Source organism: Devosia sp. XGJD_8 (assembly GCF_046614475.1).
Lineage (GTDB): Bacteria > Pseudomonadota > Alphaproteobacteria > Rhizobiales > Devosiaceae > Devosia.
The window spans coordinates 540477-559540 of the sequence record NZ_JBKJHF010000002.1 but is presented as its reverse complement, the minus strand read 5'-3'; the positions used below and the strand labels follow the sequence as shown (position 1 = coordinate 559540).

General features: G+C 65.4%; 17 protein-coding genes. 4 read left to right on the top strand and 13 right to left on the bottom strand.

What is annotated here, in order from left to right; translation table 11 throughout:
• Position 1: 1 nt before the first annotated feature.
• The 7 genes from ACLI1C_RS18230 to ACLI1C_RS18200 form a co-directional block, all read right to left on the bottom strand.
• The gene (locus ACLI1C_RS18230) at positions 2 to 1060 is read right to left on the bottom strand and encodes an ABC transporter ATP-binding protein (RefSeq protein ID WP_411398972.1); all 1059 of its coding nucleotides are present in this window, start codon (positions 1058 to 1060) and stop codon (positions 2 to 4) included.
• Between the two features lie 26 nt (positions 1061 to 1086).
• Entirely contained in the window at positions 1087 to 2130 is a 1044-nt protein-coding gene (locus ACLI1C_RS18225; RefSeq protein WP_411398971.1) for a LacI family DNA-binding transcriptional regulator, read from the bottom strand.
• Between the two features lie 110 nt (positions 2131 to 2240).
• Positions 2241 to 4268, bottom strand: coding sequence for an alpha-amylase family protein (locus tag ACLI1C_RS18220; protein WP_411398970.1), 2028 nt, complete (start codon positions 4266 to 4268; stop codon positions 2241 to 2243).
• A gap of 2 nt (positions 4269 to 4270) precedes the next feature.
• Positions 4271 to 5092, bottom strand: a complete 822-nt coding sequence (locus ACLI1C_RS18215; protein WP_411398969.1) for a carbohydrate ABC transporter permease — start codon at positions 5090 to 5092, stop codon at positions 4271 to 4273.
• The gene (locus tag ACLI1C_RS18210) at positions 5089 to 6054 is read right to left on the bottom strand and encodes a carbohydrate ABC transporter permease (protein WP_411398968.1); all 966 of its coding nucleotides are present in this window, start codon (positions 6052 to 6054) and stop codon (positions 5089 to 5091) included. Before ACLI1C_RS18210 ends, ACLI1C_RS18215 begins: the two co-directional genes overlap by 4 nt.
• Positions 6054 to 7355, bottom strand: a complete 1302-nt coding sequence (locus tag ACLI1C_RS18205) for an ABC transporter substrate-binding protein (RefSeq protein WP_411398967.1) — start codon at positions 7353 to 7355, stop codon at positions 6054 to 6056. Before ACLI1C_RS18205 ends, ACLI1C_RS18210 begins: the two co-directional genes overlap by 1 nt.
• Positions 7356 to 7527: 172 nt before the next feature.
• Positions 7528 to 8430 (bottom strand): AraC family transcriptional regulator N-terminal domain-containing protein, encoded by a 903-nt coding sequence (locus tag ACLI1C_RS18200; RefSeq protein WP_411398966.1) that lies wholly within the window; start codon positions 8428 to 8430, stop codon positions 7528 to 7530.
• A 184-nt stretch (positions 8431 to 8614) separates the two neighbouring features.
• Between ACLI1C_RS18200 and ACLI1C_RS18195 the strand changes: the two genes are divergently transcribed.
• The 4 genes from ACLI1C_RS18195 to ACLI1C_RS18180 all read left to right on the top strand — a co-directional run bounded on the left by ACLI1C_RS18195 (position 8615) and on the right by ACLI1C_RS18180 (position 10872).
• Positions 8615 to 8923, top strand: coding sequence for a putative quinol monooxygenase (locus tag ACLI1C_RS18195; RefSeq protein ID WP_411398965.1), 309 nt, complete (start codon positions 8615 to 8617; stop codon positions 8921 to 8923).
• Between the two features lie 82 nt (positions 8924 to 9005).
• Complete coding sequence (locus ACLI1C_RS18190; protein WP_411398964.1) at positions 9006 to 9956, top strand: alpha/beta hydrolase; 951 nt, start codon at positions 9006 to 9008, stop codon at positions 9954 to 9956.
• A 38-nt stretch (positions 9957 to 9994) separates the two neighbouring features.
• Positions 9995 to 10741, top strand: coding sequence for an SDR family oxidoreductase (locus ACLI1C_RS18185; protein ID WP_411398963.1), 747 nt, complete (start codon positions 9995 to 9997; stop codon positions 10739 to 10741).
• Positions 10738 to 10872 carry a hypothetical protein gene (locus ACLI1C_RS18180; RefSeq protein ID WP_411398962.1) on the top strand — a complete coding sequence of 45 codons (135 nt, stop codon included), beginning with the start codon at positions 10738 to 10740 and terminating at the stop codon, positions 10870 to 10872. The genes ACLI1C_RS18185 and ACLI1C_RS18180 overlap by 4 nt, the downstream gene beginning before the upstream one ends.
• Positions 10873 to 10916: 44 nt before the next feature.
• On the opposite strand, the gene denD is transcribed toward ACLI1C_RS18180, so the two are convergent.
• The 6 genes from denD to ybgF form a co-directional block, all read right to left on the bottom strand.
• Positions 10917 to 11900: a D-erythronate dehydrogenase gene (gene denD, locus ACLI1C_RS18175; RefSeq protein ID WP_411398961.1), complete on the bottom strand. Its 984-nt coding sequence runs from the start codon at positions 11898 to 11900 to the stop codon at positions 10917 to 10919.
• 126 nt (positions 11901 to 12026) lie between these two features.
• Positions 12027 to 12764: a hypothetical protein gene (locus tag ACLI1C_RS18170; protein WP_411398960.1), complete on the bottom strand. Its 738-nt coding sequence runs from the start codon at positions 12762 to 12764 to the stop codon at positions 12027 to 12029.
• A 140-nt stretch (positions 12765 to 12904) separates the two neighbouring features.
• On the bottom strand, positions 12905 to 14248 hold the full coding sequence (glmM, locus tag ACLI1C_RS18165) for a phosphoglucosamine mutase (protein ID WP_411398959.1): 1344 nt from the start codon (positions 14246 to 14248) through the stop codon (positions 12905 to 12907).
• A gap of 127 nt (positions 14249 to 14375) precedes the next feature.
• Positions 14376 to 16307, bottom strand: coding sequence for an ATP-dependent zinc metalloprotease FtsH (gene ftsH / locus ACLI1C_RS18160; RefSeq protein ID WP_411398958.1), 1932 nt, complete (start codon positions 16305 to 16307; stop codon positions 14376 to 14378).
• Positions 16308 to 16634: 327 nt separating this feature from the next.
• Positions 16635 to 17909: a tRNA lysidine(34) synthetase TilS gene (gene tilS / locus ACLI1C_RS18155; RefSeq protein WP_411398957.1), complete on the bottom strand. Its 1275-nt coding sequence runs from the start codon at positions 17907 to 17909 to the stop codon at positions 16635 to 16637.
• Entirely contained in the window at positions 17894 to 18946 is a 1053-nt protein-coding gene (gene ybgF, locus ACLI1C_RS18150; RefSeq protein WP_411398956.1) for a tol-pal system protein YbgF, read from the bottom strand. Before ybgF ends, tilS begins: the two co-directional genes overlap by 16 nt.
• Positions 18947 to 19064: the final 118 nt, after the last annotated feature.

The following is a 19064-nucleotide window of genomic DNA, read 5'->3' as shown; positions in this document are numbered from 1 at the left end:
CTCAATGTGCCTTCCGGATCCGTGCGCCATCGGCATCGAAATAGTAGGCCCGCTCCGGCGCAAAGCCGATCGGCACCACGTCTCCCGCCTTGAGCCCGGGGCGGTCGCGCGCCTCCACCACCAGCGTCGTGCCATCGGCCAGGGTACCGTAGAGAAAGCGTGTGCCACCCAGATTCTCGACGACATCGACCGTGAGCGAGAAGCCCGCTGCGCCTTCCCCGACGGTGAAATGCTCCGGACGGATGCCGAGCTGCACAGGGCCGTCGGCGCCGGGCAATGCTGCCGTGAACGGGCTGCCAGCGACTTCGAGCCGGCCGGCCCGGAGCTGGGCGGGAATGAAATTCATGCGCGGCGAGCCGATGAAGCCGGCCACGAAACTGTTGGCGGGGTCCTCATAGAGGTCGTCCGGCGAGCCGGCCTGTTCGATGCGGCCGGCCCGCATCACCACGATCTTGTCGGCCAGCGTCATGGCTTCGGTCTGGTCGTGGGTGACATAGATCATGGTCGAGCCGAGCCGCTGGTGCAGCCGGGCGATCTCGACGCGCATCGAGACGCGCAGTTCGGCATCGAGGTTGGAGAGCGGCTCGTCGAACAGGAACACCTCGGGCTGGCGGACGATGGCGCGGCCGATGGCAACGCGCTGCCGCTGGCCGCCGGACAGTTCGGCCGGCCGGCGCTTGAGCAGCGGCTCGATCTGCAGGCTCCGCGCCGCCTCCGCCACATGTTGGCTGATGGCCGATTTCGAGAGGCCGGCCATGCGCAGGGAAAATCCGATATTCTGCTCGACCGTCATATGCGGATAGAGTGCATAATTCTGGAATACCATGGCCACGCCGCGCTCGATCGGCTCGGCTTCGTTGACCCGGCGCGCATTGATCCGCACCTCCCCCCCGGTAATGGGCTCGAGCCCGGCAATCATGCGCAGCAGCGTCGATTTTCCGCAGCCCGACGGGCCAACAAAGACCGTGAAACTGCCATCCTCGATCGCCAGGTCGAGGTCGCGAATGACCTCGATAGCGCCGTAAGCCTTGCTGATGCCTGCGAGTTCCACATGGGCCATGACGGATCCTTTTCAGTGACCGGCGCTCAGGTTCTGAGGCGCCTGGTCGAGCCTCTCAAGATGATGTCGCAATCGATGGTGACGAGCCGCCGGCCCAGGCCGGCCGGATCGGCCAGCCGCTGGGACAGGACGGTGGTGATGGTCTCGGCCAGCCGTTCGATGGGCTGGCCGACGCAGGTAATGCCCGGATTGTGCACCGAGAAGGCCGGCACATCGTCGAAGCTGACGACGGACAGGTCCTCGGGTATGCGCAAGCCGAGTTCGCGCGCCGCGATCAGCGCACCGATGGTCATGTTGTAGTTCGCCGAAAACAGGGCTGTCGGCGGCGCCTCGAGGGCCATCAGCGTGCGCAGGGCATCGTAGCCTTTCGACTGCTGCCAGCCGGCATCGACGACAAGCTCGGGAATGATCTCCAGCCCATTGTGCTCGTGGGCCTCGACGAAGCCGGCCAGGCGCTCGCGTGCCGCGCTGTCGCGCAGATGGCCGTGGATAGTGGCGATGCGCTTATGCCCCAGGTCGATCAGGTGATCGACCGCCCGCGCGCTGGCGGCCCGGTTGGCCGAGAACACCCGGTCGACCGGCAGGTCCTCGATGTCGTTGTCGTAGAGCACGACGACCAGCCCGTCCTCGATATGCTTGAGCACGGCCTGGCGCAGATGCGGCTCGCCATCCATCACCACCGCATCGACCCGATGGGAGGCGAAGAATTCGAGCCCCTCCTGGATCGTGCGCAATTGCTGGTCGTGGCAGAAGGTCAGCACGGCCCGGCCCGACTGGCGCATCTTGCGGGACAGCTGGTCGAGCAGGCTCGCATGAAACTCGCTGATCGCCGGCATCATGAGACCGACGATATGGGTCGTGTCGGTCTTCATCGAGACGGCGATCGAATTGCGCCGGTATCCCAGCTCGGCAATGGCCCGCTCGATCTGGTCGCGGTTGGATGCGCGCACGGGAAGGCCATTGAGATGGCGCGATACCGTACCGATGGCCACGCCGGCCACCGCCGCCACATCGATGATGGTGGGGTTGCGTTTGCGCAATATGGCGGTGTCGAGCGGGCTGGCATGCATAATTCTGGCGTTCCTGCAGGGACTTCTCCGGCCCCTGGCCGGATGTGAACCGCATAGATAGCGGGGGCGCGGCGTCGATGTCACCCTTTGTGGCGCCGCGCCCCCAGTCATTAGAGAGAGCCGTCGAGAACGATGGCGGAATGGATGCGCAGGCCGGGCAGGGAAACCGCGATACGGCCGTCGGACAGTTCCTGCCAGGCGACGTCGGCATTGGTCAGCGCATCGAAGACGCGGCTCGGCCTCCGGGGCAGCCTGAGCGTGGCCGTGACGGGGCCGATGGCGGGAATATCCTCGATCATTTCCATGACGCGGACACCGTCGCCATTGGGCACGCCCTTGCCGCGCACCTGGGGCGGTCCATAGAGCAGATGGAGCACATGCCGACCCTGTGCATCCTGCCGGACCAGCGTCGCGCGCCCGGCCGACGGCAGGTCGGTCTCCAGCGCCCTTTCCGGCAGCATGCGGGCCAAAAGGCCACGCAGGACATACTTGTAAAGCGGCTGCCCCATGGCGTGGTAGATGGCAAAGATCGGATAGGCGATATAGCCCACATTGCCCGCAAGGGTGACGGCCGGCCCGAGCGGGGGCGCATCGGGATCGTCCGGCGTATGGGCATGCGACGAGAAATGCCTGTAGGACCGGTTGAAATAGGGCCGGACGATCTGCGCCAGCACCTCGGCACCGGCTGCTTCCACCTGCTGGGCCGTGCCGTAGACGACAAAGGGTGTCGTCGTCATCGCGGGATCGAGCGCCTTTCCTGCCACCATGTAGGACGGCGTGAAGGCCACGGTTGATCCGGTGGCCGTCAGGCCCGCCGGGATCGCAAAGGCGCCTGCTGCATCCTGCCCCGACGTGCCGCTCAGGATCAGCTTGCCGCCGCCATCGACATAGCGGCGGAAGCGGGCGGCGAGATCGGCATCCAGCGTGATGTCATCGGGCAGGATGATGAGGCGATAGGTCGAGAACTCCGCCGAGGGATCGATGACATCGAACGGCACCTTGAGCTCGAGCAGCATCTGCGCGGCGCCATCGTCGCTGTCATTGTTGCGGGCGCCGACCGGGTGGAAATATTCCGCCGAGAGGATCGCCACTTCGGAAACCTGCCGCGCGCCCTCGAGGAACGGCTCGAGCTTTTCGACGCGCGCATAGGCCGGGCCGATCGAGGCATAGGTATCGGGATTGATCGCGCCATTGGGATGCAACTGGTCTCCCACGAGGCATTTCGACCCCAGGGCGACCATCTGGGCGGCTTCATATTCGAGCGCGTCGGGATGCTTGAAACCGCCGAACTCGCCCCAGCTGGTGTGGAATTTGCCGGTATGGGCAACGAAGTCGAGCCCGAGCGTCGCGGCATAGCGGGCGCTCGAAGGAAAATGGTCATAACCCCAGCCGCCGGTGGGCAGGCTCTCGAGCTCGAGATGGCTATAGGTGGCAAAGCGCTTGGGGCCCTGCTTATGGATGTGCCCGCAATTGTAGAAGATGCGCAGCCCGGGAAACTCGGCCCGCAGTGCCTCGGTGGTCTCGCGCCGGAAACGCTCATTGACCCATTCGTCATTGGCCAGCCGGTCCGCCGGATTTTCCGGGTCGAGCCCATGCTCCTCCATGCTGGCGATGCATTCGGCGCAGACGCAGTCGGGGGTCAGCACGATGTCAAAGAAGATGCCCGGCGTTTCATAGCGGCGCGCCACTTCGCGTGCCTGCTCAAGCAACTCGGCGCGATAGGCCTGGTGATTGAGGCACAGCGTGTGCCAGCCCGCGGTCAGCTGGCTGGGATCGAACCGGTTCTCCGTGGCGCTGCGGGCGCGCCATTCGGGATGGATGCGCGCATTGCGTTCGTCCCACTGTACCGAGATGTAGATCGGGCATTCGATATCGGCGGCATTGAGCGCCGTCACCATCTCGCCCAGCAGGTCGGGTCGGGCCAGCTGGGGATGGGGCGCGCCAACTTCGGTGGGGTAGTAGGACCAGCCATGGTGGCACTTGGCAAAGATGGTCACGCTGTCGACATGGGCAGCCTTGAAGGTCTGCACGAAGGCCTCGGGATCGAAGGCAGCGCCAATGCCGGGAATATGCTCGGACGTATGGAAGTCGAGGTGGATCTGGCGGTAGCGCAGCGGCTTGTTGGGACGGGTGTCCATGACTACTCCTTGGCGCCGGTCCGGGTCTGGGAGCCCGAGGCGAACTGGCGTTGAAACACGAGAAAGATGACGAGGGGGACGATGGTCGTGACGATCGCGGCGACCGAGCGCAGGTCCCAGTTGACGTCGTAGGTCCCCGAAACCCGCGTCAGCAGTACCGGCAGCGGCACATTGCTGCGCAGGTAGAGCATGGGCAGCAGCAGCGCATTCCAGGTCCAGAGGAACTGCAGGATGCCGACCGCAAAGACCGGGCTGAGCGTATTGGGCAGCACCACATGCCGGAAGGTCGACAGCGCGCCGCAGCCATCGATCTTGGCCGCCTCGATCAACTCGCGCGGAAAATCCTCGAGGAAATTCTTCACGAGAAAGATCGACCAGGCAAAGCTCATCCCGACATAGGGAATGAGCACGGACAGGAAATTGTCGATCAGGCCCAGCTCGCGCCAGAGCTGGAACAGCGGGATGATCACCACCTGCTGGGGAAGCACGAAGGCATTGATGATGATGATCAGCAGCAGGCGCCGGAACGGGAATTTGAGGAAATGGAAGGCGTAGGCGGCCGCCGGGGTCAGCAGCATGGTGGCGATCGTCGCCATGCCGGCCAGCTGCGCGGTGACCCAGAAGGCATTGGCCAGCGGATAGGCCTCCCATACGCGCTGCCAGGCACTGAGGGTGAAGCTGACCTGGTCGAGCCGCCACCAGCCGAGCGTCACTTCGCTGGGCGGCCGAATGGAGGTGACGACAATGCCCAGGATAGGCACGATCCAGATCAGGGCAACAATGCCAACCAGGGCGGTGGTCCAGAAGGGGGCGCGGCCGATCATCTGGCACCTGCCGTGCGCTGGATGATGGCGGGGATGGAGATGACCAGCACGGCCACGAGCAGCACGACGGTCGCGGCCGCGCCATAGCCGAGCTTGAACTGCGTCATGGACTCCCGGTACATGAAATAGCCGACGGTTTCCGTCGAGCGCACCGGCCCGCCCCCCGTCAGCACATAGATGATGTCGAAGGCGCGCAGAGCGCCCAGCAGGTTGATGAAGATGGCCACCCGGACCCCAGGCAGCGACAGCGGCACCATGATGTGGCGCATGATCGAGAACGGGCGCGCGCCATCCATATAGGCGGCCTCGAGCACGCTTTTGGGGATCGACTGCACCGCGGCAAAGCACAGCATCAGCGGCAGGCCGACCCCGCTCCAGCAGGCAGCGACGATGATCGCCCACAGCGCCGTATTGGTGTCGCCGAGCCAGGGATGGGCAAAGCCGGGTGAGAACAGGCCAATTACGGTATTGAGCAGGCCGCCGGTATCGGGGCGCAGGATGCCGATCCACATATAGCCGCTCACGGCTTCGGAAATGCCGAAGGCGGCAAAGATCATGACGCGGAAGGGCAAGGTCTGCTGGGGCGCGAAGGCGCACAGCATGGCCAGCGTCCAGCCCAGCCCCACCGAAATGGTCGTCGTGGCCAGCGTGAAGATCAGGGTCGTGACCAGCGTGTTGCGGAAGGCCGGATCGGCGAACAGGTTGATGTAATTGGCCGGGCCCACAAAGCTCGGTGGCGCCAGGCCGACAATGTTGAAGAAGCTGAGCCTGATTGTCTCGATGAGCGGATACAGCACGGAGATCGTGAACAGCACGATGACCGGGGCAATGAGCAGCCAGGCCGCAGGCGTGTCCTTGAGCCTCCAGCCGCGGGCGGCAAGCGCGATATCGCGCCCGTCGCCCGCCTGGGAGATCAGGGAGGGGCCGCGGCCCACCGCAACGGGTGCAGTGGGCCGGGCCATCAGTAGAGGCTCGCGGCCTTGGCCTCGATGGCCGCAAGCACGGTGTCGATATTGCTTTCGGACGGGTCCTGCAGGAAGCGCTGCAGCTGGACGCGATATTCATCGCCCAGGTCGCCGGGCAACAGGTCACCCAGCACGAACTGCACCTTGGAACTGGCGACCGCTGCCGTTGCGGTCTGCTGCACCGGCCCCAGCTTGCTGGTATCGGCCTCGCTGCTGGGCGATGCATAGCCATAGTCCGCCAGGATATCGGCAGCCGTCTTGGACACGATGAAGTCGAGGAAGGCGTCGGCCACTTCCGGGTTGGCGCCGTTGGTCGTGACGTTGAGTTCCTTGGCATCGACCGATGACGTGTCGTCATGGCCCATGCCCAGCGCGGGGAACTGGAAGAAGGAATAGTCCTCCCCTTCCGTCAGATCATAGTCGCCCAGGGCGCGCGCATTCATCCACATGCCGATGAGCAGATAGTTCTTGGCGTCGGCCTGGAAGATCTGGTCGGCCTCGCCATCCCAGTCATTGGCGAACATCACGGCAGGATCGCCGCAGCAGCCGGCATTGAGCATCTCGGCATATTTCATCAGCGCGGTCTTGACCGCCGGGTCGGTCCAGGGAATTTCGTGCGCTGCGAGCTGGGCGGCCACTTCGACGCCCGCCGTGCGCAGCAGCAAGGTCTCGAACCATTCCGCATGGGCCCAGTATTTGCCGGGCATGGCCACCGGATACTGGTAGCCGGCCGCCTTGAGCGCGTCGAAGCTGGCCAGGAACTCTTCCCAGGTCGCAGGCGGGGCCGCGATACCGGCCTTTTCCATATGCTCGGTCTTGTACCAGATGCCGGAGCGGTCGCCATAGGTATAGGTCAGCCCATAGGGCACGCCATCGATCGAGCCAAGGTCGCGCCAGGACTGGGAGAGCTGCTCGTCCCAGCCAAAGCTCGCCCATTGCTCTTCGATTGGGCGCAGAATGCCCGCCTGCATCAGCTCGGCGCGGAAGGCGGGCCAGGTGTTGATGATGATATCGACGGTTTCGCCACCCAGCAATGCGGTCCGAATGCCGCCGCGCGCATCGCCCTGCGCGGTGATCTCGAGTTCACGGATCGTCACGCCGGGATTGGCCTCGGTGAAGGCGGCTTCAAGCACGTCCCACATTTCGCCATCCACGCCGCCCTGCCAGTTCAGGATCACGAGCTCGCCGCTCAGATCCTGCCCGAACGCCAGCGGCGCGGTGCCGGTCATCAATGCAAGGCTTGCAGCCGCAAGCACGAGGCGCCGTCCCACGGACGGGCCGTTAAAGATGGTGGTCATTGACTTCTCCTCCCTTGGATCAACCGCCATTTTTGGCTGGTTCGATCAAGTAAGTTGAAACGTTATCAACTTTCCGACGATCGTCAAGCACCCTGTGCGCACCACGAAAACACAGCCACGCGAGCGCCCTGCGACCCCTGTGTAGCGGCCCTTCGGCAGCTGTCCGATAGAGCTAGACCGCCCCCGTGGCGGGGAAGGCGGTGACGCTGCGCAACCTGAGCGCGTCCTGGCTGGGCGGACAGCCGAACTGGCGCCGGTATTCCCGGCTGAACTGGGATGGGCTGTCATAGCCGACGCGATAGCCGATGGAGGCCACGTCCTCCGGCTGGGCCGCCAGCATCAGGCGCGCCTCCTGCAGCCTGATCTGCTTTTGAAACTGGATCGGGCTCATGGCCGTGGCCGCATGGAAATTGCGGTAGAAGGCCGAGGCACTCATGCCGCAAATCTCGGCCACGTCTTCGACGCGAAAGGCGCGCGCATAGTGCTCGCGTATCCAGCGCACGGCCCGGGCAATGTGGCTGAGATTGCTGTCGGCCAGTCCGAGTTGCCGAACGGCGGCCCCCTGCTCTCCCGTAATCAGCAGCCAGAGGATTTCGCGCTTGATCAGCGGCGCGAGCACGGCAATGTCGCGTGGGGAATCGAGCAAGCGGAGCAGGCGCAGGACCGCGTCGAGCAACTGCGCTGACGCCGTGCAGACGGCCATGCTGCCAGGCGGACTGCCGCGACCGTCACGAAAATCGGCCGCGCCGGCCTGCAGCAGCAATTCGGCAATGCTGGCGGGGTGCAGCATGAGGCCGACGCCGAGGGCGGGACGATCGGGGCTTGCATCGATGAACTGACCGGTGACCGGCAGATCGAGCGACGACACCAGATATTCTCCGGCGCCATACTCATAGACCCGGTCGTTGAGCGCGAGGCGCTTCACGCCTTGCACGATCAGGGCCATGACCGAGCCGGACATCGAGGGCTCGAGCACCGAGACGTCCTGTCGGGCGATCAGCACCCCCTCGATTGGCGTTGTCATATCAGCGCTCGCATGGCGGCCGATCAGGATGCGCAGTTCTTCAAGGGGCATCGCTCACCTCGCTTGGGTCTGTCACGCTGATAGCACAGCCCATTGCCGCCATGCTTGATTTTCTCTGTTTTGGTAGGATTGTGCAAGAGCTTGATAGGATGGTCATAACCATGCGGACCGGGATGGTGGTTCATTGCCTCATCGGCTTGCGACAGCAGCCGCCCCGCAATGAGAAGGAACTCCGATGTCCATTGAGCATGGCTTTCACGCCACCATTACCGCCCATCCCGGCCAGGGCGGCGCCCTTGTCGATCTCCTGCTTTCAGCCCCGTCGCTGACCAATGACGACTGCCTCGTCTTCCTCGTCAGCCGCTCCGCCAGCAACCCGGATGTGGTGAGCGTCGCCGAAGGCTGGCGCAGCCAGCAATCCCATGGCCAGTTCTTTGCGAGCCCCGCGGCGCAGGCCTTCATTGCCCAGCTGGCCCCACTGGTCATGGCTGATTCCATCTACACCGACGCCGTTCCCACCGGCGGCAAGGCTGTCCTCGGCTAGTCCATCACGCCTCACCTCATCGCTGATCGCTCACGCCCCCGTCGAGGCGCTGGCCTCTGCACGCCCATTCAAGGAAAACACCATGTCCCTGCCTCGCCCTGCCCTCGACCCGGAATTGCGCGACAAGCTCGCCGCCTTCCCGCTCGGGGTCGATCTCGATTCCGAAATCCTGGCGCAGATGCGCCAGTACCTGGTGCCGGCCGAAACCTATCTCGAAGGCCGCGCCGTGGACCGGAAGGACTTTCAGGTGCCCTCGACCGACGGCGCCGCGCTGCCGGTCTCGGTGTTCAGGCCTGTCGCGCCCGTCGCCAATGCACCCTGCATCTACTGGCTGCATGGCGGCGGGATGGTGATGGGCGACCGCTTTGCCAATCTCGACATTCCGCTCGAATGGCTGGCCCAGCATGGCGCGGTGGTCGTCACCATCGACTATCGCCTGGCCCCCGAAGTCGGCGGCACCACGCTTGTCGAGGACTGCTACCAGGGCCTGCTGTGGATCGCCGCGCATGCCGGCGAACTCGGCATCGACCCCGGCCGCATCATCATTGCCGGCGCCAGTGCTGGTGGTGGCCTGGCGGCCGGGACGACCTTGCTGGCGCGGGACCGCAATGGTCCGGCCATCGCCGCGCAAATCCTCATTTGCCCGATGCTCGACCATCGCAATGCGACGGTATCCAGCCAGCAATATGCCGGGGACCCCGGCGTCTGGACGCGGGAGAAGAATATCTTCGCCTGGCAATCGGTGCTCGCTGGGCACGCGGGCGAGGTCCCGAGCAGCGTCTCTCCGGCCCTCGAGCGCAACCTGGCCGGCCTGCCGACCACCTATATCGACGCCGGCAGCGCCGAACTGTTCCGCGATGAGGACGTCGCCTATGCCAGCGGCATCTGGGCCGCGGGCGGCCAGGCCGAATTGCATGTCTGGGCCGGCGGCTTCCACGGCTTCGACGCCATGTTCCCCCAGGCCGACGTCTCCACCGCGGCCCGCTCGGCCCGCAGCGCCTGGCTGAGCCGCGTCCTCAACGCCATCGCCTGATCCCTCCTCCTCCACTTCGAACTCAAAGGAAACGCACCATGAAGACCGTTCTCATCACCGGCACCTCCTCAGGCTATGGCCTCGAAACCGCCCGCCACTTCCATGCCCAGGGCTGGAAGGTGATCGCGACCATGCGCCGTCCGCAGCCCGACCTGCTGCCGCAGTCCGATCGTCTCACCGTGCTGCCGCTCGATGTCACCGATCCCGACAGTATCGAGACGTGCCTGGCGGCGGCCGGCCCCATCGACGTGCTGGTCAACAATGCCGGCATCGGCATGGTCGGGGCCTTTGAGGCCTCGCCCATGGCGCAGGTTCGCCGGCTGTTCGAGACCAATACGCTTGCCGTGATGGCGATGACGCAGGCCGTCCTGCCGCTGATGCGGCAGCAGGGGAGCGGGGTGATCGTCAATGTCACGTCGAGCGTCGTCCTGGCGCCATCGCCCTTCGCCGCGGCCTATACCGCGACCAAGACCGCCATCGAAGGCTTTTCCCGGGCGCTGGCCAGGGAGCTGGTGGCCTTCGACATCGGCATCAAGCTCGTCGAGCCAGGCTATGCGCCGACCACCCGGTTTGGGGCCAATACCGAACTGCCGATCGAAGACCTGATACCCCCGGCCTATGCCGACTTCGCCCGGCCGATCTTTGAGGCCTTCGCCACCCCCTCCGTGACGACCCGCGAGATCGACGTGGCCGAAGCGGTCTGGCGGGCCGCCAATGACACATCCGGCCAGCAGCGCTTCCCCGCCGGTCCCGACGCCGTCGCCCTCTGGGAAGCATCGCGATGAGCACGCGCGCGATCCTGACCACGACCCTGCGCTGGCATCTGCACAAGGCGCGGCGGCTCTATCGCCTGGCCGTCGGGGCTCTGGCCCGCCCGGGTGAACCGACACCGCATGCCGGTGTCCGCTGGGGCTAGAACGAGACCGGGCCGGGACGCAGTCAGCGTCCCGGCCAATCGTATCAGCCGAGGCGGCCGCCCAGCTCATCCTCGATATGGATGCGGATGATCTCGTCGAAGCTGCTGTCGGCGGTAAAGCCCAGCGCCCGGGCGCGCCCGGCCTCGAAGGCCTGCGGCCAGCCGGCGACGATGCGGGCAATGGTTTCGTCGGGCTGGCGGCGGATCAGGGCCGTGGCCCGGGGGCCGGCAACCCGCTCCAGCGCCGCGATCTCATCGGCGACGGTGGCGGCAAGGCCGGGCATGGTGAGATTGCGCTGATGGCCGAGGAGGCCGGTAACCATACCCGCAGCGTGCAGCAGGAAACCCACAGCCGCGCGCGGGCTGGCAAACCAGTGCCGCACCGTATCGGCAACGGGCAGCAGCGCCTCCTGCCCCGCCAGGGGCTCGCGGATGATGCCGGAGAAAAAGCCGGACGCCGCCTTGTTGGGCTTGCCCGGCCGCACCACGATGGTGGGCAGGCGGATGCCGACGCCATCGACAAAGCCGCGCCGCGAATAATCGGCCAGCAGCAATTCGCAGATCGCCTTCTGGGTGCCGTAGCTGGTAAGTGGGGTATGCTCCTGCATATCCCCGATCACGGCGGGCAAGGGCTCGCCGAAGACGGCGATCGACGAGGTGAAGATCAGCCGCGGCCGGTAGGGTGCTGCCTGCCCGGCCAGGCGTATGGCCTCCAGCAGGTGCCGCGTCCCGTCGAGATTGATGCGATAGCCCTTCTCGAAATCGGCCTCGGCCTCGCCCGAGACGATGGCGGCGAGATGAAAGATCAGGTCGGGCCGGTCCTGCACCAGGCGCTCTGCCACCTCGGGTACCGAAAGATCCGCCGCGCTGGTCGTGATGGCAATGGTCGAAGCCGGCGCGCTGGGCGCGATCACATCGGCCAGGGCGAGGCCGGTGATGGCCTGCTCCCCGACACGGCCGCTTGCCAGCAGCGCTGCCACCAGCTTGCGCCCGACCATGCCGGCTGCGCCGATTACCAAGACCTTCATGTCATCCCCCGCGTGTTTTGCGCCAGCTTAGCGCGTTCACCGGAGTCGGGGACAAAAGAAAATCGGCGCCCTTCTGGACGCCGATTGTTCGCATAGCGGGTCGTGGCTATCCCGCCACGTCTGATCTCAGTTGAAGCGGTAGCGGACGGTGCCGCGCACTTCATGCACCCAGGCATGGTCGATACGGTAGGGGTAGGTGCTAGAGGTATTGGCAATCTGGTTGATGTAGAGGCCGCGATAGCCCACATCGGCAACCACCTGACCGAAGTCATAACCCACGCCGACCATGCCGGCCGCGGCGAAGCTGGTATTGCCGCCGCGCGTATCAGGCAACGCGGAACCGGTAGTGATCACGTCGTTGAAGGCGACACCGGCACCGGCACCGACATAGCCGAAAGCACCGCCGGCTGCACCGTAGCCGCCATCGCCGAAACCGAAGTCGTAATAGGCATTGGCCAACAGGACCGTGGAACGGAGGGACAGCTTATGTGGCCCCCGAGTCAGGGCCGGATTTGCCGAAGGCTGAATAGTCGCCTGCATTCCTTCGTTGGCCAGGTAATCCAGTGTCGCGTCGACTCGCAGCCCGGTGCCAGTTTCGTAGCCCAACCCCGCACCGACCGAGTAGCCGTAGCCCCAAGCGTCGATGGCGTGAACATTGCCTGTTGCTAGCGTGGTGTGGACAACTTCCTTGGCCCACATGCCGTTCAGGCTGGCGCTACCGCGCAGGTAGAACGAGCCCTGAACACCATAATCCACATCAGGGATTTCGATGATCGGGGGATATTCGGGGAAGTCGGCGGCGACTGCCGAGCCGGCAACGAGGGTGGCTCCTGCCACCATGATCGCTGCAATGAGTTTACGCATGTGAAACGTCCTTGGGTTGCCACGACACCAGTCGATTGCGCCCAATATCGGACAATTTTCTTAAAAGCCGCTTAACCTAAAGATTTAACCCTAACAATATTGGCACCGGCCAATGGTAGTTAACGCAAAGTAAACGCAGATCAGGCGACCTCGCGGATGGCCGCCTCGATCTGCGACACCACGGTGGTGACCAGCGAGGCATCGTCGGCCTCGCCCATGACGCGGATCACCGGCTCGGTGCCCGAAGCGCGCACCACCAGCCGGCCGCCCGTGCCCAGCATGGCCTGGCCATCGGCAATGGCCTGGATGACCAGCTTGTGCTCGAGCGGCTTGCCGGACTTGAACTTCACGCTGCGCAGCAACTGCGGCACCTTGGTAAAGCGCGCGCAGATCTCGGACACGCTGCGATCCTGCTGCTTGAGCACCGACAGCAGCTGCAGCGCCGCCACCAGGCCATCGCCCGTCGTGGTGAAATCGGACAGGATGATGTGGCCCGATTGCTCGCCGCCGACGTTGAAGCCCTTGGCGCGCATCGCCTCGAGCACATAGCGGTCGCCCACCTGGGTGCGCTCGAGTGTGAGGCCCAGCGAGGTCAGATAGCGCTCGAGGCCCAGATTGGACATGACGGTGGCGACAATGCCCCCGCCCATCAGCATCTGGCGCTCCAGCCAGCTCTGGGCGATCACGGCCATGAACTGGTCGCCATCGACCACTTCGCCCTTTTCGTCGATGATGATGACGCGGTCGGCATCGCCATCCAGCGCAATGCCGATATCGGCGCGCACTTCCTTGACCTTGGCCGACACGGCCTCGGGTGCGGTGGAGCCCACCTTGTCGTTGATATTGAAGCCATCGGGCTTGTCACCGATGGTGAAGACCTCGGCGCCCAGTTCCCACAGCGCGATCGGGGCGACCTTGTAGGCCGCGCCATTGGCGCAATCGAGCACCACGCGCAGGCCCGCCAGGTCCGCGCCCCGCGGCAGCGTGCGCTTGGCATATTCGATATAGCGGGTACGGGCTTCCTCGTCGCGATAGGCGCGACCGATGTCGCGGCCATGCGCCAACAGGCCCGTCATGTCGCTGTCCATCAGCCGCTCGATCTCTTTTTCGACATCGTCGCTGAGCTTGTAGCCATCGGGACGGAACAGCTTGATGCCGTTGTCGTCATAGGGATTGTGCGAGGCCGAGATCATGACGCCCAGATCGGCGCGCAGCGAACGCGTCAGCATGGCGACGGCGGGGGTGGGCATCGGCCCGAGCAGGTAGACATCCATGCCCACGGCGGTGAAGCCGGCCGTGAGGGCCTGCTCCAGCATATAGCCCGAGCGCCTCGTATCCTTGCCGATGACGACACGGTTGCGATGGTCGCCCCGCACGAATTTCTGCCCGGCAGCCATGCCGACGCGCAGTGCCAGTTCGGGGGTCAGCTTGTCGCCATTGGCGAGCCCGCGGATCCCGTCCGTGCCGAAATACTTGCGTACCATCTGTCTGTCCCCTCGCCCGGCCCGGCTCTGCCGGTCGCTTCGGATAATACCACTTTCGGGCGGAATAGCGGAAATTGCGCGCAGGAAAAAGGGCCGCCTTGCGGCGGCCCCATCAAATCTGCACCGGCTAGCTGCCCGGCTGTGGCTCAAGACCGCTTTCGGGCGGCGCATCGGGACGCTTCTTGCCCGCCTTGCCGGCCGACGGCACACCGCTCGCCTTGGGGGCGGCAGGACCGCTATCGTCCGGACGCACGGGCTGCTGCCCATCCATCAGGGCGCGCAGTTCATCGCCGGTCAGCGTCTCGTATTCCAGCAGGGCCTGGGCAATCGCCTCCCACTGGTCGTGGTGGGTGGTGAGGATTTCGCGGGCCGAAGCTTCGCCATCCTCGATCAGCTTGCGCACTTCCTGGTCGATGATGCGGGCCGTGTCATCCGACATATGCTGGCTCTGCGTCACCGAATGGCCCAGGAACACTTCTTGGTCGTTCGACTTGTAGCGCACGCGGCCGAGCTTCTCGCTCATGCCCCATTCCATGACCATCGAGCGGGCCAGGTTTGTGGCCATCTGGATGTCGCCCGAAGCGCCGCTCGTCACCTTTTCAGGGCCGAACTTGATGATCTCGGCCTCGCGGCCACCGAACAGCATGGTGAGGCGGGCCAGGGCCTTCTCGCGGCTGAACGAATAGCTGTCGCTTTCCGGCAGGGTCATCACCATGCCCAGGGCCCGGCCGCGCGGAATGATCGTCGCCTTGTGGATGGGGTCGATGCCCGCAACCTTGAGTGCGATGATGGCGTGACCGGCTTCGTGATAGGCGGTGAGCTTCTTTTCGTCCTGCGACATGGCCATGGTGCGGCGCTCGGCGCCCATCATGATCTTGTCCTTGGCGTCCTCGAACTCGGCATGGGTGACGAAGCGCTTGTTGCGCCGCGCCGCCATCAGGGCCGCCTCGTTGACGAGGTTCATCAGGTCAGCGCCGGAGAAGCCGGGCGTACCGCGGGCCAGCACCTTGAGGTCCACATCGGGAGCCAGCGGCACCTTGCGCACATGGACCTTGAGCACCTTCTCGCGGCCGGCAACATCGGGGTTCGGCACCACGACCTGGCGGTCGAAGCGGCCGGGACGCAGAAGCGCGGGATCCAGCACGTCGGGACGGTTGGTCGCGGCGATCAGGATGATGCCTTCATTGGCCTCGAAGCCATCCATCTCGACCAGCAGCTGGTTGAGCGTCTGTTCGCGCTCGTCATTGCCGCCACCGAGACCGGCGCCACGCTGGCGGCCGACGGCGTCGATTTCGTCGATGAAGATAATGCAGGGTGCGTTCTTCTTGGCCTGCTCGAACATGTCGCGGACGCGGGACGCGCCGACACCGACGAACATTTCAACGAAGTCCGAACCCGAAATGGTGAAGAAAGGCACATTGGCTTCGCCGGCGACCGAACGGGCCAGCAGCGTCTTACCGGTACCCGGAGGGCCAACCAGCAGCACGCCGCGCGGAATGCGGCCACCCAGGCGCTGGAACTTGCCCGGATCGCGCAGGAACTCGACGATTTCCTCAAGGTCCTGCTTGGCCTCGTCCACGCCGGCCACGTCCTCGAACGTCACCTTGCCGTGGCTTTCGGTCAAAAGCTTGGCGCGCGACTTGCCAAAGCCCATCGCGCCGCCGCGGCCCCCGCCCTGCATCTGGCGTATGAAGAAGAACCACACGCCGATGATGACGATGAAGGGGAGCCAGGAGGAGAGCAGGATCGACCAGAACGGGCTGGATTCCGGCGCCTGGGCGGTGATCGACACGCCCTTGTCCTCGAGCCGCGAAATCACGTCCGCGCCGGCAGGCAGCACGGTTTCGAACCGCGTGCCGTCGCGCAGGGTACCCGACACGATATCGTCGGTGATGGTGACGCTGGTCACGCTGCCGGCTTCCACATCGGTGACGAACTGGCTGTAGCTCTTATCGGCCACGGAAATCGAGCGGGTCGAAGACTGGAAGACCTGGAACAGGCCCATCAGCATAAAGAGAATGACCAGCCAGATGGCGAAGTTGCGGAAATTTCCGTTCATCAATCCTGTCCCGGAGAAGCGGCGCCAAGCAAGCGCGGCGCGTGAGCCGAATGTATGTCCGGCATTGGGGCGTTACAAGGGCCAGACCTGCGGCCCTTTGCGCGCTCCGTCCAGTCATATTGTCGCGATTGGGTTAATACGCCGTGGGGATCGGGAAGGTTCCGCGGAGGCGTGGAAGCGCTGGCTGGATCGCGGTTATGGAGAGGACAGACCAGGGATAAGGCGGGGGCGATGTTTCAGTCGACACCCTCCCCCTTGTGGGGAGGGATCAAGGGTGGGGCGATGTTTGGCCCCGATATCGGGGCTCCTACATCCGGTGGGTAGAGTTCAATCGATCAGCAACTGCACCTTGATGCGATCGTCGAACGACCAGCCGCCCAGGGACAGCACGCCACCGGCCGCGTCGCGGACGATGGGGGCGGTGCGGATGGCTTCGGCGGGGGCGGTGACCTTGAAGCCGAGGAATTCCTCGAGCCGATGGCGCGGCAGGTAGTCGGCGACGCTGGCGGTGAGACCCCCCTCTTCCGAGGCATTGACGATGCGGAAGCGCTCGTCCCAGACCAGCTCGCCATGCGGGGCCAGCTGCGCATCGGGCGGCAGCGCGCGGCCGGGCTCGCGGGCCACGGCAATGGCGCCATCCTTGAGGCGGACGACGCAACCGAGCACGGTCATGGACTTGGCCAGCGCACCCTCGGCAATCGCCTGGCGCAGGCGCTCGACCTGGCCCAGGGCGCGGGGCTTCTGCCGTCCGCCCACAATGTTGAGCGTGCGCCCCAGCAGGCGCGTCGAAATGGCGGGGCTGAGCCCAATGAACGGCGCCAGCTCGATGCGCGCGGCGCCAAAGCCATCGAGACGCACGATCTCGCTGAAACAGCCATCGGCGATCTGGGCGATGGCGGCATCGGCCTCGGCCATGCGCTCGGCAAAGACCGAGAGGGCGGCGCTGTCGAGACCGAGCGAGGCCAGCTGTGGCAGCACCTGGCGCCAGCGCACCCGCTCATAATGCGGATCTTTATTGGATGGGTCCTCGGCCGGGACCAACCCTGCCGCGTCGACGACGGCACGCAGGGCGGCCGGTTGGACGCCGAGCAGCGGGCGATGCACCGGCACGCCTTCGATCTCGGCCATGGCACTCATGCCCTTGAGGCCCTCGATGCCGCTGCCATGCGCCATGCGCATCAGCACCGTCTCGGCCTGGTCATGCCGGTGATGGGCGGTGAGCAGCACAGTCGCGCCATCCTCGGCCATGGCTGCCCCCATAAGACGATAGCGGGCGATGCGCGCGGCTTCCTGCACCCCGCTGGCCGGCTTGGCGCCGGCCCAGACGAGCCCCCGCGCCGGCAGGCCGAGCGCCTGCGCGGCCGCCAGCACACTTGCGACCTCCCCGGCCGCTTCGGGGCGCAGGCCGTGATCGACCGAATAGACGTGAAGGACCGGCGGATTGGCCAGGCTCGAGGCCCAGCGCTGCGCCAGCAGCATCAGCGCCAGGCTATCGGCGCCACCCGAGACGGCGAGCGCGATGGCGGGTTGCCCCGCCACCGCGGCAAACAGAGCCTGCAGCTCTGCCGGCGTCTCGAGCCCCGGCGTCATGCGGGCGGGCATTCGGCCCGGGACTTTTCCTCGCCCAGCCGGGTCAGGAAGGCCGGCGTCAACGTGGTGTAGCGCTTGTCGATCTCGGCAAAGGTGCGGCAGGCAGTCTCGCGCTCGCCGGCGCCCGACAGCGACATGCCCAGCTTGAGCAGCAGGTCCGGCGCCCGCGGATTGTCCGGCGCCTTCTGGAAGGCGGTCAGCAGCACTTCGGCCGCCTCGTCATAGGCCGACCGGTGGATCAGCGCATCGCCGAGCCAGTTGGCAGCGTCGGTTGCCTGCGGATTGTCCGGATAGAGCGCGATGAACTGGCTGAACTGATCCTCGGCAAAGGCATAGTCGCCCTTGACCAGGGCATCATAGCCCGCCGCGAACTGGGCATCGGCGTCGGCATTGCCGGTCGCGGCTGCGGCCGGGTCAAAGCTCAGGTTCAGCGGCTGGCCGGTGGCCAGATCCACCCCGCCCGTGGCGCCGGTGCCCACCAGCGGATCGCCGGATTCGCCGAGCGTATCGGCGGGCGCCGCGCTGCCATCGTCAAAGGTCGGGTCGAACTCGACCTCGCCGGGCAGCGGCTGCACGCCCTGCTCGGGAATATCGGTCATCGGCACGGCATCGGGCGCCACTTCGGGCGCAGCACCGGGGTCCTGCGGCAACGCCTCGGGCTGCGTCACGCCGCCCGGTTGGGTTGCCGCATCAGTTTTTCCCGGCGCACCGCCTTCGAGCGCCTGGAAGCGGAACTCATTGTCTTCGGCCATCCGGTTGACGATTTCCTGCAGCTGCGTGAGCTGGAAGGTCAGGCCCTCGATCTGCCCGTTGAGCAGGCGATTCTGCTCTTCGAGCTGCTGCAGGCGCACCATCAGCTGCGCGGTATCCTGCGCCTGGGCGACATGGATGCGCGGGGCCTGGGGGGCATTGGTGAAGGTCAGTCCACCCAGCTCGGCCGGTGGCAGGCTCGTCGACTGGGCCGACATGCTGGCGCCGGTAAACCCGAACGCGACCGCGACCGTGCACAGCGCCACCCGTCCCCTTCTTGCGATTGCCGATAACTTCAAACGACGCCTCCAAAATGCTGGACCCAAGTGACACCCAACATGGTGCCTGAGGCGCTGCCGATAAAGGGCAATTTTGGTCAAAAGAAAGCGCCCGGGCCAAATTGTGGCTCCGGGCGCT

What these genes read in the sequence shown, in the direction of transcription:
- ACLI1C_RS18230 (WP_411398972.1), bottom strand. Translation starts at nt 1,060, where the DNA reads ATGGCCCATGTGGAACTCGCAGGCATCAGCAAGGCTTACGGCGCTATC.
- ACLI1C_RS18215 (WP_411398969.1), bottom strand. Translation starts at nt 5,092, where the DNA reads ATGATCGGCCGCGCCCCCTTCTGGACCACCGCCCTGGTTGGCATTGTT.
- glmM (WP_411398959.1), bottom strand. Translation starts at nt 14,248, where the DNA reads ATGGTACGCAAGTATTTCGGCACGGACGGGATCCGCGGGCTCGCCAAT.
- ftsH (WP_411398958.1), bottom strand. Translation starts at nt 16,307, where the DNA reads ATGAACGGAAATTTCCGCAACTTCGCCATCTGGCTGGTCATTCTCTTT.
- ACLI1C_RS18210 (WP_411398968.1), bottom strand. Translation starts at nt 6,054, where the DNA reads ATGGCCCGGCCCACTGCACCCGTTGCGGTGGGCCGCGGCCCCTCCCTG.
- ACLI1C_RS18170 (WP_411398960.1), bottom strand. Translation starts at nt 12,764, where the DNA reads ATGCGTAAACTCATTGCAGCGATCATGGTGGCAGGAGCCACCCTCGTT.
- ACLI1C_RS18200 (WP_411398966.1), bottom strand. Translation starts at nt 8,430, where the DNA reads ATGCCCCTTGAAGAACTGCGCATCCTGATCGGCCGCCATGCGAGCGCT.
- ACLI1C_RS18185 (WP_411398963.1), top strand. Translation starts at nt 9,995, where the DNA reads ATGAAGACCGTTCTCATCACCGGCACCTCCTCAGGCTATGGCCTCGAA.
- ACLI1C_RS18205 (WP_411398967.1), bottom strand. Translation starts at nt 7,355, where the DNA reads ATGACCACCATCTTTAACGGCCCGTCCGTGGGACGGCGCCTCGTGCTT.
- ACLI1C_RS18195 (WP_411398965.1), top strand. Translation starts at nt 8,615, where the DNA reads ATGTCCATTGAGCATGGCTTTCACGCCACCATTACCGCCCATCCCGGC.
- ACLI1C_RS18190 (WP_411398964.1), top strand. Translation starts at nt 9,006, where the DNA reads ATGTCCCTGCCTCGCCCTGCCCTCGACCCGGAATTGCGCGACAAGCTC.
- denD (WP_411398961.1), bottom strand. Translation starts at nt 11,900, where the DNA reads ATGAAGGTCTTGGTAATCGGCGCAGCCGGCATGGTCGGGCGCAAGCTG.
- ACLI1C_RS18180 (WP_411398962.1), top strand. Translation starts at nt 10,738, where the DNA reads ATGAGCACGCGCGCGATCCTGACCACGACCCTGCGCTGGCATCTGCAC.
- ACLI1C_RS18220 (WP_411398970.1), bottom strand. Translation starts at nt 4,268, where the DNA reads ATGGACACCCGTCCCAACAAGCCGCTGCGCTACCGCCAGATCCACCTC.
- tilS (WP_411398957.1), bottom strand. Translation starts at nt 17,909, where the DNA reads ATGCCCGCCCGCATGACGCCGGGGCTCGAGACGCCGGCAGAGCTGCAG.
- ACLI1C_RS18225 (WP_411398971.1), bottom strand. Translation starts at nt 2,130, where the DNA reads ATGCATGCCAGCCCGCTCGACACCGCCATATTGCGCAAACGCAACCCC.